Source organism: Vreelandella xerophytica (assembly GCF_968048975.1).
On sequence record NZ_OZ309106.1, the window covers coordinates 3,531,479 to 3,544,374 of the forward strand.

12 protein-coding genes are annotated in these 12,896 nt (G+C 61.2%); 6 read left to right on the forward strand and 6 right to left on the reverse strand.

From position 1 onward, the window contains the following. Positions 1-18: 18 nt before the first annotated feature. Positions 19-945 (reverse strand): LysR family transcriptional regulator, encoded by a 927-nt coding sequence (locus ACWF8S_RS16525; protein ID WP_447530266.1) that lies wholly within the window; start codon positions 943-945, stop codon positions 19-21. Between the two features lie 170 nt (positions 946-1,115). Between ACWF8S_RS16525 and ACWF8S_RS16530 the strand changes: the two genes are divergently transcribed. Continuing rightward, positions 1,116-1,892, forward strand: coding sequence for a ferredoxin--NADP reductase (locus ACWF8S_RS16530; protein ID WP_447554542.1), 777 nt, complete (start codon positions 1,116-1,118; stop codon positions 1,890-1,892). 78 nt (positions 1,893-1,970) lie between these two features. On the opposite strand, the gene glnK is transcribed toward ACWF8S_RS16530, so the two are convergent. The 3 genes from glnK to ACWF8S_RS16545 form a co-directional block, all read right to left on the reverse strand. After that, positions 1,971-2,309: a P-II family nitrogen regulator gene (gene glnK, locus ACWF8S_RS16535; protein ID WP_252108177.1), complete on the reverse strand. Its 339-nt coding sequence runs from the start codon at positions 2,307-2,309 to the stop codon at positions 1,971-1,973. Positions 2,310-2,471: 162 nt separating this feature from the next. Beyond that, entirely contained in the window at positions 2,472-3,719 is a 1,248-nt protein-coding gene (locus ACWF8S_RS16540) for an ammonium transporter (RefSeq protein ID WP_447554544.1), read from the reverse strand. A gap of 84 nt (positions 3,720-3,803) precedes the next feature. Then, the gene (locus ACWF8S_RS16545) at positions 3,804-4,142 is read right to left on the reverse strand and encodes a P-II family nitrogen regulator (RefSeq protein ID WP_394581448.1); all 339 of its coding nucleotides are present in this window, start codon (positions 4,140-4,142) and stop codon (positions 3,804-3,806) included. Between the two features lie 332 nt (positions 4,143-4,474). Here ACWF8S_RS16545 and ACWF8S_RS16550 point away from each other — a divergent pair, with 332 nt between their 5' ends. From ACWF8S_RS16550 to ACWF8S_RS16565, 4 genes are all read left to right on the forward strand, one after another. Then, positions 4,475-4,906: an accessory factor UbiK family protein gene (locus tag ACWF8S_RS16550; RefSeq protein ID WP_447556626.1), complete on the forward strand. Its 432-nt coding sequence runs from the start codon at positions 4,475-4,477 to the stop codon at positions 4,904-4,906. 140 nt (positions 4,907-5,046) lie between these two features. Further along, positions 5,047-7,176: a TonB-dependent receptor gene (locus ACWF8S_RS16555; protein WP_447554545.1), complete on the forward strand. Its 2,130-nt coding sequence runs from the start codon at positions 5,047-5,049 to the stop codon at positions 7,174-7,176. A gap of 196 nt (positions 7,177-7,372) precedes the next feature. After that, a complete protein-coding gene (locus tag ACWF8S_RS16560; RefSeq protein WP_447554546.1) occupies positions 7,373-8,260 on the forward strand; it encodes an ABC transporter substrate-binding protein in 888 nt (295 codons plus the stop codon). Between the two features lie 158 nt (positions 8,261-8,418). Beyond that, positions 8,419-9,930 carry a YifB family Mg chelatase-like AAA ATPase gene (locus tag ACWF8S_RS16565; protein WP_447554547.1) on the forward strand — a complete coding sequence of 504 codons (1,512 nt, stop codon included), beginning with the start codon at positions 8,419-8,421 and terminating at the stop codon, positions 9,928-9,930. A 5-nt stretch (positions 9,931-9,935) separates the two neighbouring features. On the opposite strand, the gene ACWF8S_RS16570 is transcribed toward ACWF8S_RS16565, so the two are convergent. Next, on the reverse strand, positions 9,936-10,766 hold the full coding sequence (locus ACWF8S_RS16570; protein ID WP_447554548.1) for a sulfurtransferase: 831 nt from the start codon (positions 10,764-10,766) through the stop codon (positions 9,936-9,938). A 261-nt stretch (positions 10,767-11,027) separates the two neighbouring features. Here ACWF8S_RS16570 and ACWF8S_RS16575 point away from each other — a divergent pair, with 261 nt between their 5' ends. Further along, positions 11,028-12,191 (forward strand): MFS transporter, encoded by a 1,164-nt coding sequence (locus tag ACWF8S_RS16575; protein ID WP_447554549.1) that lies wholly within the window; start codon positions 11,028-11,030, stop codon positions 12,189-12,191. Here the strand turns inward: ACWF8S_RS16575 and ACWF8S_RS16580 are convergent. Next, a complete protein-coding gene (locus tag ACWF8S_RS16580; RefSeq protein WP_447554550.1) occupies positions 12,180-12,896 on the reverse strand; it encodes a glutaredoxin family protein in 717 nt (238 codons plus the stop codon). The two genes, ACWF8S_RS16575 and ACWF8S_RS16580, sit on opposite strands and share 12 nt — an antisense overlap.

Genomic DNA, 12,896 nt, shown 5'->3' on the forward strand with positions numbered 1-12,896 from the left:
GGGCCCGGGCTTCTCCCTCTAGGGCACCGGCGGTAGCGCGATATCGTCGCTGCGGCTGGCACCGGCGGTCATCTCGCGACACAGGCGCAGAAACTCGCGCACGCCGGTGGTCAGGTACTTGTGGCGGTGCCAGATGAAAGTGAACTGGCGCTTCAAATCCAATTCCGGTGTGGGCAGCTCGACAAGGCTGCCCCGCCGGAAGGCGTCGCGCAGCGCAAGCCGCGAGACGCAGCCGATGCCAAGGCCCGACTCCACCGCGCGCTTGATGCCCTCGGTGTGTTCGAGCTCCAACAGCGTATTGAAACGACTGCGCCGGTGGCGGGCGGCATGCTCCAACGTCATGCGCGTGCCCGAGCCCTCTTCGCGCATGATCCAGTCCTCGCGTAAAAGCTGCTCGAGCTCCAGATGCTTGCGCCCGGCAAGCGGGTGGCGCGGTGAGCAGAACACGCATAGTTCGTCCTCGACCCAGGGCTGGCTGACGATCATCTCGTCGTCGCACTGCCCTTCGATCAAGCCCAAATCCAGCGAGTGCTGGCGCACCCCTTCGATGATATGACGCGTATTACGCACCGCCAGCCGCACCCGGCTTCCGGGGTAGCGCTGCATGAAATCGCTGATCAAAAGCGTGGCCAGGTAGTTACCGATGGTCAGCGTGGCCCCCACTTCGAGCGCCCCCACGCCCTTCTGGCCGCGCAGAAGCTCCTCCACCTCCTCGGCCCGGTCCAGAAGAGCCACCGCCTTGGGCAGCAGTTGAAAGCCCAGGGCGTTGAGCTTTAGCCGCTTGCCGAGCCGGTCGAGCAGTTGGCAGTCGAACTGGCGCTCGAGCTCGGTGAGGGCGGTGCTGGTGGCGGATTGGGACATGGCAAGCGCGCGCGCCGCCTTTGAGACGCTTTCGTGCTGGGCCACGGCCACGAAGACCTCGAGCTGGCGTAACGTATAGTGCATACCCGGCCTATATCGATTTTGCAGATAAGGTTTATCAGTATAATTGACTTAACAGATATGCGCCCGCTGTTTAGACTTGGCAGCAACATACCTAACCGCTTTTATTCTTTTTAAGAATATGAAATGCGAATGAGTCCGCGCGACGCCGCTTTCGCGCTAAAGGAGTTGTCATGAGCAAGTTTGCCCTGGAAGAAGTGCTGAGCGTCCATCACTGGAACGATACCCTGTTCAGCTTTCGGACCACGCGGGAGCGCAGCCTGCGCTTCAAGACCGGCCAGTTCGTCATGATCGGTCTGGAAGTGGACGGCAAACCGCTAATGCGCGCCTACTCCATCGCCAGCCCCAACTATGAAGACCACCTCGAATTCTTCAGCATCAAGGTACCGGACGGCCCGCTGACCTCGCGCCTTCAGCATCTTCAGGTGGGCGACCAGATCATGGTGAGCCGCAAGCCCACCGGCACGCTGGTGTGCGATGACCTGCTGCCTGGGCGTAATCTCTACATGCTCTCCACCGGCACGGGCCTGGCGCCGTTCATGAGCCTGATTCAGGACCCGGAAGTCTACGAGCGCTACGAAAAAATCGTGCTGGTCCACGGCGTGCGCGAAGTCTCGGAACTGGCCTACGCCGACTTCATCACCAAGGAGCTGCCCGCCCACGAATACCTGGGCGAAGAGGTCGCCGAAAAGCTCGTCTACTACCCCACGGTGACCCGGGAAGAGTTCCACACCATGGGGCGGCTGACCGACCATATTCGCAGCGGCAAGATCTTCGAGGACACGGGCCTGCCGCCTATCGACCCGCGCCAGGATCGGGCGATGATCTGTGGCAGTCCCGCGATGCTGGATGATACCAGCGCGCTGCTCGACGAGCTGGGCTTGAATATCTCCCCGCGCATGGGCGAACCCGGCGACTACGTGATCGAGAGGGCGTTTGTCGAAAAGTAAGCCTCTCATCCAAGCCCATTAAAAAGCCCCGCCAACCTTTTTGGTTGGCGGGGCTTTTTTAGGCGCGCATCGAAGTGCTTAAACTGCGTCCTTGCCGGTTTCGCCGGTACGGATACGGATAACCTGCTCCAGCGGCATGACGAAGATCTTGCCGTCGCCGATCTTGCCGGTATTGGCCACCTGGGTGATGGCCTCGATCACCTGTTCGACCAGCTCGTCGTCAACGGCAACTTCAAGCTTCACCTTGGGTAGAAAATCCACCACATACTCGGCGCCGCGATAAAGCTCGGTATGCCCTTTCTGGCGACCAAAGCCCTTTACCTCTGTCACGGTAATCCCCTGCACGCCGATATCCGAAAGCGATTCGCGTACGTCATCAAGCTTGAACGGCTTGATAATGGCTGAGATAAGTTTCATTGCGACATCCTTTAACTAGGTGGCCCGTTATTATCTGGGTAAGCGAAGGTCACTATAGGCCAAACGCGCCCCGTTCCCCATAAGCATACACCGCTACCGCGGGAGAATAAAAAAGCCTCCCACGGCGGGGAGGCTTATGTCACTAATCCGGGTTAAGCGCGATTACTTTTTAACGCTGAACTCCGGGTAGGCTTCCAGGCCGCACTCGGCGATATCCACCCCTTCATACTCTTCCTCTTCGCTGACACGGATACCCATGACGGCCTTGAGCACCACCCATACCACCAGGCTTGCCAAGAATACCCACCCGAAGATACCGAGGATCCCGATCAGCTGCGCCCCGAAAGAGGCGTCGCCGTTGTTGAAAGGTACTGCCAGCAAGCCCCAGATACCCACGATACCGTGCACCGAAATGGCACCAACCGGGTCGTCCAGCTTCACCTTATCCAGCGTCACGATAGAGGCCACCACGACCAGACCGCCGATCGCTCCGATGATCGCCGCACCCAATGCAGAGGGTGAAAGCGGGTCGGCCGTGATGGCCACAAGGCCCGCCAGCGCGCCGTTGAGTGCCATGGTCAGATCTGCCTTGCGAAACCACAGCTTGGCCAGCACGAGGGCCGCGATGACACCAGCGGCGGCGGCGGCGTTGGTGTTCACGAACACCTGGGCCACATTATTGGCGGAGGCGACATCCGACATCTTGAGCTCGGAGCCACCGTTGAACCCGAACCAGCCCATCCACAGAATGAACGTACCCAGCGTTGCCAGCGGCATGTTGGCCCCCGGAATCGCGTGAATTGAACCGTCCTTACCGTACTTGCCTTTACGCGGGCCAAGAATCAGTACCCCTGCCAGGGCGGCGGCGGCACCGGCCATGTGCACGATGCCGGAACCGGCGTAATCAGAGTAGCCCACGGCGTCCAGCCAGCCGCCGCCCCAGGTCCAGTAGCCAGAGACCGGGTAGATGAAAGCGGTCATCACGACAGCGAAGGTCAGAAACGCCCAGAGCTTCATGCGCTCGGCCACCGCGCCCGATACAATCGACATGGCCGTGGCCACGAAGACCACCTGGAAGAAGAAGTCGGAACGCATGGAGTAGTAGGGCGCGTCTTCTCCGCCGGCCAGTACCGCATCCACGCTGTTTTCAGCCCCCAGCAGAAAGCCCAGGCTCGGCAGGAAGCCGCCCTCATTGCTGGAGTACATGATGTAGTAACCCACCAGAAGGTACATGGTGCAGGCAATGGCAAACAGCGCGATGTTTTTCGTCAGGATTTCCGCGGTGTTCTTGGAGCGCACCATCCCGGCTTCCAGCATAGAAAAGCCGGCGGCCATCCACATGACCAGCACGCCGCAAATCAAAAAGTAAAAGGTATCGAGCGCGTAGCTCAGATCAGTGACCTCATTCATGAGTCGTTCCCCGTATACAAGTAGCGTTGTACCAAGCAAAGCAAAGCTGAATAAACCGTGACCGAGAGTGGTTCGTTATTGACGTTATACGGCGTCGGCGCCGCGCTCTCCGGTACGAATACGGATGACGTCCTCGAGCGGGGTGACAAATACCTTCCCATCACCGATCTTGCCGCTGTTCGCCGCGCTGCAGATGGCATCGAGTACGCTATCCAGCCGCGAGTCATCCACCGCTACTTCCACCTTGACCTTGGGCAGGAAATCGACGACATACTCGGCACCCCGGTAAAGTTCGGTATGCCCTTTCTGACGACCAAAGCCTTTTACTTCGGTCACCGTGATGCCCTGCACGCCGTTATCGGCGAGCGCTTCGCGAACGTCGTCGAGCTTGAATGGCTTGATGATAGCGGTGATGAGTTTCATCCCGGATCTCCCCTGCTGGATAGATAGCGGCCAGGCCGCCTGCGTTAACCTGTTGCCTCGTTAATGCGCATACCGTGCCATTCGTTATTTTTGCAATATGAATCATGTATTTAAAAACCTGCACGGAGTGTTTGTTCTTGCTGATCCGCACCAGCACCGTGCGCGGGCACGCCCGTGCACCATATGAGTGCGACCTGGAAAACCGCGCGCCTTGTTTTGATGCACTGAAAAAGTCCGGGTTTAAATGCGTGGGAAGCATGCGTATTTCGCCTGGGTTGCGTATCCTTACTTCAAAGCTGTTCATATTCATGCGTTCGTATCAGGAGATAGCCATGGCGACCCAAGACCGCATCAGCCGAATCGCTCAGCAGATTGGCGACCGCTTGCAAAATGCATCCCACGCGCCGGAAGATATTCAAAAGGGCGTGCAGCAAGTCATGCGCGGCGCCTTCGACCGTATGGAGCTGGTCTCCCGCGAGGATTTCGATATCCTGATGGATGTGCTCCAGCGCACCCGCTCACGAGTCGAAGCGCTGGAGCGTCAGGTGGCCAATCTTGAAGCCTCGATCGACGCAAGCCAGGCAGACAAGGCAACGCCCATGGAAGCCGAGGTGCAGCCACCTGCGCCCACAGCATCGGTTGAAGCCTCGGAAAGCCCCAAGTCGGAAAGCACTGAAACGAAGAGTCCTGAGCCAAAAACTCCCAGGAAAGCGGCGACCGCCAAAAAACCGGCCGTCGGCAGCCCATCGAAAGACGATAAGTAAAACGTTCAGCCGCGCGGCCGCTCACGATTCTTGAAGGGGGGACGCGCCGGCAAACATCAAAAATGAGAACATCTATCATTGCGTTCTGTGGTGCCAATGATAGGATCAGCGTTAACAACAACCTGTTCTCTGGATACCCCATGAACCGCATTATCGTCATCAGCACTGGCCTCTTGGGCGGTGCTTTTCCCACGCTCGCCTTTTCCCAATCCCCACCGGCTCCCCAGAACGAAGCCGCCCCTCAGGAAACCCTGGTAGTCGTCGGTTCGCGCACGCCTACGCAGATCAGCCAGATCCCTGGCGCGGTTCATGTGGTTGAAGGTCCAGAACTGCAGCAGCAGATCAATGCCGGGGGTGATCTGAAAACGGCGCTGGGCAGATTGGTGCCGGGGCTCGATTTTGGGCCGCAGGGGCGCACCAACGCAGGGCAGAACATGCGCGGGCGCAGCGTGCAGGTACTCATCGACGGCGTATCGCTTAACAACTCGCGGGGGCTGTCGCGCCAGTTCGACGCCATCGACCCGTTCAATATCGAACGTGTGGAAGTGCTTTCCGGCACCAGCAGCCTCTATGGCGGCGGCGCCACGGGCGGGTTGATCAACATCATCACCAAACAGGGGGAAAGCGGCCGCCCCCACTTCGAGACCCAGGCCAGCGTGACCAGCGGGTTCAACACGCGCCACGATTTCGACCGGCGGCTTTCGCAGTCGGCCAGTGGCGGCAATGACACAGTGCAGGGACGCATTGGCGTTTCGCTGGTGGAGAACGGCCGCCAGTACGATGCCGGAGGCGACGAGATCTTCCCCGATATCGCCCAGAGCGACCTGCAGGACAATCGCCACCTGGATATTCTCGGCAATGTGCGCATCGAGCTTGCCGGCGAACAGACCCTGATGCTCAGCGGCCAGCTGTATGATTCCGGCAAGAAGGGCGACCGTGGGGTCTACTACCCCAACCTGGCGGCTAGCGCGCCGAACCTGGATGATGCCGACATTCGCGACGGCTTCACCGCCGACCGCGACCCGCGCACCGACCGCAAGATGTTCAGCGCCAACTACCATCACGCCAACCTGCTCAATCAGGATTTCTACCTTCAGGCGTTTCACCGGGAAGAGGAATCCAGCTTTTACCCCTTCCCTTACGCCGCTCAGGGAGGCGGCTACTACTTTGCCGCCTCACAGCAGAACACCAAATTAAGCGGCTTGAAGGGGCTTTTCTCGGCGGACCTGACGGAACGCCTCAATCTGACCTACGGCGCGGACATGGACCGGGAGTCGTTCGACGCCTCGCAAATGCGCTTTGACCGTGCCGCCAGCGACGCCTCCGGAGGGCTTGTGCAGCACGCCGGCAGCATCACCCCACGCTACCCGGGCTTCGATATCGATACCCTGGCGCTGTTTACTCAGAGCGAATGGTGGGCAACGGAGCAGCTCCAGTTCAGCGGCGGCATTCGCCACCAGCGCATGGACGTGGACATCGACGATTTCAACAATGTGCCCGGCGGCTCCAGCGACTACAACGTTACGCTGTATAACGCCAGCGCCCTGTATGATTTCGACAACGGCCACCAGAGCTGGCTGGGCTACTCGGAAGGCTTCGAGCTGCCCGACCCCTCCAAGTATTACGGTCGCGCCGGGCAGACCGTGGCGGACAACCCGCTGGACGGCATCAAGACCCGCCAGGTGGAGCTTGGCTGGCGCTACCAGGGCGGCGACTGGCTGACCCAGGCGGCGGTCTACTACGCCTGGTCGGACACCGCCATGGAGCTGGATCGCGACCTCAACGTCACCCAGATCGACGATGACCGACGCGATTACGGCCTGGAGGCCTCGGTAACACGCTATATCGGTGACGACTGGGAAGTGGGCGGCACCCTGCATGCACTTACCTCCGAGCGCAAGGTAGACGGCAGTTGGCAGGACCGGGGCATTACCGTGGCCCCCTACCCTTCCCAGGATAGCCTGACCGCCCACGTGGCCTGGCAGGATGATGCGCGCACGCTGCGCCTGCAGGGCAGCCACGCCCGCGAGTACAAGGACGCCGAGGGCGAGCGTATCGACGGCTTTACCACTTTTGATCTGATCGGCAGCCAGGACACCGGCCTTGGCACCGTAAGCCTTGGCATCAGCAACCTGACCGACAAGCAGTATTCCACACCCTGGGGCCAGCGCGCCGTCGGCTTCTACTCCCCCACCTACGGGCCGGAGTACCTGTACGACTACCAGGCTCGCGGGCGTACGTTCACCCTGGGTTGGTCGCTGGAGTACTAGCCAGCGTCGAGTGATACTCCCCCAGGCCCACAATGTTGGATGAGTTTCATTCTAATTCAGCGAGTCGCTGCCGTCCAAAGCGTCACGCCCGCATTTCGTCCAGGCCACCGCGCCTGGACGTTTTGCCACGTCCAGGTTTGCAAACAAGCATGATGATCGTTTAAATACCGGCTGATTTCTTACGCGACACCCGCCCATGCGCTCTATTGCCACCACGCTTCTCGTTCGTAGTCTACTGCTCATCGCGGGTCTGGTACCGATCACCAGCGTCCAGGCCCAGTGGGCCACCCTCGATTGGACCATTGCCGAGACGCTTTTGGCGATCGATGCCCCGGTCAGCGGCGTCGCCCAGATCCCCGCCTACCACGACTGGGTCGGCGAACCACGCATTCCCGATGACGTCACCGACCTGGGGCTTCGCCAGCAGCCCAATTTCGAGCTGCTGGCGCAGTCACCGCCGGAAGGCTTTTTGATATCGCCGATGTTCGAAGGGCTGACGCCGAAGCTTGAGCGCATCGCCCCGGTGATTTCGCTTGCGCTCTACTCGCCGGGGGCGAACACGTGGCAGGAGATTCTCGACTTCACCCAGCGCCTGGGTGCCATCACCCATCGCGAAGCCGAAGCCGATGCCCTGGTCGATGACACCGAGGCGCTATTGGGCGAGCTACGCAGAGATGTACCCACCAATACCCCACCCTTGCTGATGATTCAGTTCATGGATGCCCGCCATGTGCGGGTGTTTGGCGAGAACAGCCTGTACAACGCGGTACTGGATAAACTGGGATTGACGAACGCCTGGCAGGAACCCACCAACGCCTGGGGGTTTGTGCTCACCGGCGTCGAGGCGCTTGCCCGCTATGCCGATGCCACACTGGTGATCGTCGACCCGCTTCCCGCCGGTGTACAAGCGCAGCTCAGCGAAAGCGGGCTCTGGCAGCATTTGCCGGCAGTTCAAAACGACAGGCTGGTGCGTCTGGCCCCGGTATGGAGCTTTGGGGCGCTGCCTTCGGTCCAGCGCTTTGCCAAGGAACTTGCCGCCGCCCTGGCCCATGGCGAAGAACCTCGCTCCCTCAGCGAACACTGACACCGCCTCGCCCTGGCCGGCCAACCTTTCCAATCAACTCCCTCTCCAATGGACTCTCTTTCCAGGTAGCTTCCTTTCCAGGTGGCTACCCAGCGCGCGTCAAATGCGTTAAGTTTAATTTCCAAAAGAAAAATTAGGCTTCAACGCGGGAGACGGTCATGACGCTTGCCATCGTAAACACACGCGCCGGCGTGGGGCTCGATGCCCCGGCGGTGCAGGTCGAGGTGCATTTGGCCAACGGCCTGCCGGGGCTGACGCTGGTAGGCCTGCCGGAAGCCGCCGTAAAGGAGAGCCGCGAGCGCGTACGCAGTGCGCTGGTCAATGCGGGGTTCGATTTTCCCAATACCCGGCGCATCACCCTGAACCTGGCCCCGGCGGATTTGCCCAAGGAGGGCGGGCGTTTCGATCTGCCCATTGCGCTGGGCATTCTCGCTGCTTCCGGCCAGTTGCCGGTGGAGGCGCTCGAGGGCATCGAATGCGCCGGCGAACTGGCACTCGATGGCAAGCTGCGCCGGGTGCCCGGCATTCTCCCCTTTGCACTATCGACCAAAGCCGCCAAACGCAAGCTGATCGTACCGCTCGCCTGCGCCGACGAAGCGGCCCTGGCGGGTAGCGGCCTGGAAGTACTGCCTGCCAATACGCTTTGGGACGTGGTCGCCCATCTGCTGGATCAAACGCGTATCACCCCTCACGTACTGTCTACCCCGCCGAAAGCCCAAACCCCGGCGCCGGATCTGGCCGATGTACGCGGCCAGCACCAGGCGCGCCGGGCGCTGGAAGTCGCTGCTGCCGGGGGGCACAACCTGCTGCTGGCAGGCCCGCCGGGCACCGGCAAGACCATGCTGGCCAGCCGCCTGCCGGGCATTCTGCCGCCGCTTAGTGAAGACGATGCCCTGCAGGTCGCCGCGGTGCGCTCGGTGTGTGGGCTGGCCCTGGAAGCCGACTGGGGCCAGCGTCCCTTTCGCCAGCCCCATCACAGCGCCAGTGCCGCAGCCCTGGTGGGCGGCGGCTCGAAACCCAAACCTGGCGAAATTTCTCTTGCGCACATGGGCGTGCTGTTTCTCGACGAGTTGCCGGAGTTTTCCCGAAGCGTGCTGGAGGTGTTGCGCCAGCCTTTGGAAACCGGCGAAATCCACTTGTCTCGAGCCAGCCACGAACGGCGATACCCGGCCCGCTTCCAGTTGGTGGCCGCGATGAACCCCTGCCCCTGCGGCCACCTGGGCGACCCACGCACCCGCTGCCAATGCACCGCCAGCCAGATCCAGCGCTACCAGGCACGGCTGTCAGGCCCGCTTCTGGATCGTATCGACCTGCAGGTAGAAGTCCCGGCCCTGCCACCAGAGCAACTCACCGCGCAAACCGAAGGAGAGTCGTCCGAGGCGGTACGCGAGCGCGTGATGGCCGCCAGAGAGCGCCAGATGGCGCGCGGCGCGCTCAACAGCCAGCTCAGCGGCAAGGCATTGGAAGCCGCCTGCGACCTGAACGACGAAGAGCGCACCTGGCTTGCCGGCGTGCTGGAGCGACTCAAGCTCTCGGCGCGAGCCTACCACCGCGTGCTGCGCGTAGCACTCACGCTTTCCGATCTACAGGGCGAACCCAAGCCCGGCCAGGCACACCTGATCGAGGCGATCGGCTATCGGCAGCTGGAACGGATGTTGGGTAAAGGCTGAGCGTATCACCCTTCGTGACGCCCGCTCATCACCCACGCCGTCCAGGACCCGTCGAACAACGATAGGTGCTCATACCCGGCAAGTTCCGCGGCCACCCATACGATGCAGGCGGTGATGCCGGAGCCACAGCTGAAGGTCAGGTGATCCGCGAGATCAAGTTCTTTACCCAGCATGAGCCGTGAAATCTCTTGCTGGCTTTTGAAGTGCCCGTTTTTTAGAAGCTCGGTGAAGGGCAGATTGACCGAGGAAGGGATGTGGCCACTGGGCAATTCCGGACGGGGCTCGGGGCCTGCGCCGGAAAAACGCTCGGCGCTACGGGCATCCACCAGCTTGAAGCGCTGGTGCGCGATATTGTCGAAGACCTCGTCCACGCTGACCACGCTTTCATTGGCTTGGAGTTCAGGACGGGCGGAAAGCGACATCGGCTTGGAATACCCCTGCTGGACCGGCAGCGATAAGGAAAGCCAGTGCGGCAGGCCACCATCCAGCAGTTTTACATGCTTGAAGCCCGCTTGGCTAAGCAGCCAGTAGGCGCGCGGGGACGAGTAGACGCCACGGTTGTCGTAAACCACGATCTCGTCGTCGAGGTTCAGGCCAAGGCTCTGGCATGCCTCTTCCAGCGCCTTCTTTGCGGGAAGCGTATGTGGAAACGCCGCGTCCGGGTCGGAAAAGACCCGCTCGATATCGAACTCAAGGGCGCCGGGGATTTTGCGATCATCCTCCGGTACATAAGACGCAATGGGGCTGTTGGGCAGTGATGCATCCAGCACCTTGGGGGAGGAGGGGCGACCCAGACGCTCCATCAGTTCCTGGGCAGAGATCAGAATATCCGTCATACGGTGAGACTCCCGTGGGTTTTGAGTTTATAGCTTGCAGTACCCCGCCCTGCTCGCTTTGAACTGCTTGAGGGCTTGGCTCAGAAACGGTCAGCTATATGTAGCGGCGCGGCAAACACGAGCTCTTCGGCCACGGCCAGGAAATAGCGCAGCGCTTAGGTATCGAAGATGACCAAACGAGTAGCGGTAAGCGGAAAACTACCTTTCATGCAGCAGGCCTTTAACATACCGTAGCACTCTTGCTCAGCACAGGAGGCGGCCATGCGTCTTTTAATACTCATAAGCTCCACCGCCGCCTTTTTCAACCTGTACCAGCTTCAGGCGATCTACCCGTGGCTTGCCGTGCGCCTGGAGGCGAGCCTCACTCAGGCGGGCTGGCTCAATATGGCCACGCTGCTGGGCATGATGCTGACCGCGCCCTGGGCCAGCCGAATCACGCGCCGGCTTGCACCTGTCAGCGCCATTCTGGTGGGAGTGGGGCTCTTGATCGCGCTGAACACCGCGCTTGCCGCCAGCACCACGCTCACTGGTACGCTGCTCGTACGCCTCGGGCAGGGTGTCGTGCTTCCCTGGGTGCTGACGGCCTGCGTAGCGCTCCTGGCCGAGGCCGAAAGCGAGCGCCAGCGCGCCGGCTGGGTGGGCTACTTCGTTGCCGGTACCATAGCCGGCAGTACGCTGAGCCGCTTCTACCCTGCCTGGGCGCTGGATGCCCTTGGCTGGGCCGGGGGATTTTCGAGCGCGGCGGGGGTTCTGAGCCTTGCGTGGCTCGTCATTGCTCATGCATCCCGGCGGCGCTCGCCGGCGCCCATGCCGCCCTCGGCACCGCCACACTTTCTCGCGCTTTTGAAGCAATCGTTCACTGAGCGCAAGCTGGTGATGGCCTACTGTGTGGGGTTTACGCTGCTGTTCACCCAAAGTGCCATCTTCACCGTACTGGGGCTCAGGCTTGCCCAGCCGCCCTTCGAGCAGAGCGCCTCCCAGATCGGACTCGTTTATCTGGCGAGCCTGCCTGCTATCGCGGTGGTGATCGCAAGTCCGCTGCTTTACAAAAATCGAAGCGAGGCGCTTTTTTTCTGGCCCTTCATCGCGCTTTTGTGGATCTCGCTCGCCTTCGCCGGTACGAGTTATCTCTCGATTCTCTGGAGCGTGGCTGGGTTTTCGATCGCCACGTACCTGCTCCAGACCCTGACCACCCGCCTGGTCAGCAAGGCCACACGCGTACCCGCGGCGTTTGCCAGCGGCATGTACCTCTGCTTCTATTACGCCGGTGGCGCCCTGGGCTCGGCGCTGTCGGCTTTCTGCTTCAGCCGGTGGGGCTGGCCAGGCACACTCGGGCTCGTCGGTGCCACGCAGCTGGTCGCGTTGCTGATGCTTGCGCTGGGCCGGTCGCTCACGCCATCGGGCGTTTGTCGCTCACCCCATTAGCATCCTCAGCGGCATCCAGAGTCCCATGCCCACCATCACCAGGTTCTCGGTCAGCGACACAAAACCAAGCGGCACGTTGGAACTACCGCCTACACAGGCGCACTTGAGTTCGCGCTTGTCGATATACACCGCCTTGAACACGGAAACCGCCCCCACGGCGCCCACGAACAACGCCAGCGGGGCGGCCAGCCAGATCAGCACGCCGGCCAGCATCAAAACGCCCGCCAAGGTTTCGACGTACGGGTAAACGTAGCCGTAGGGCACGTAGCGCTGGGCGAGCAAGTCGTAGTTGACGAACATGGTGCTGAAGCTTTCCACGTCCTGAAGCTTTTGCAGGCCCAACAGCACCATGGCCGTGGCAATAGCGTATTCCAGAAGTCTGTCGGCCAGCAGGGTGCCTTCGGCCGTCCAGCTCACGGCCAGGCCGACCAACAAGGCGACGGCAAAGATCATTAGCACCGGGCGGTAGGTCGTGGCGTCAGGGTCGCGCACGCGCAAGCCGAGGTGGCGGCGTACTTCCTCGTAACCGCCGATACGCTCGCCATCGATATAGGTCTGTGGGGTGGTCTTGACGCTTTCCCGCTCCTTGAATGCATCGGTCTGCTCGCGGGAGGTCAGCCAGTGATCCTCCACCTCGAAGCCCTTGCGTTTGAGCAGGCCCACGGTTTTCAAGCCGAACGGGCAACGGTGGCTCGGGGTATTCAT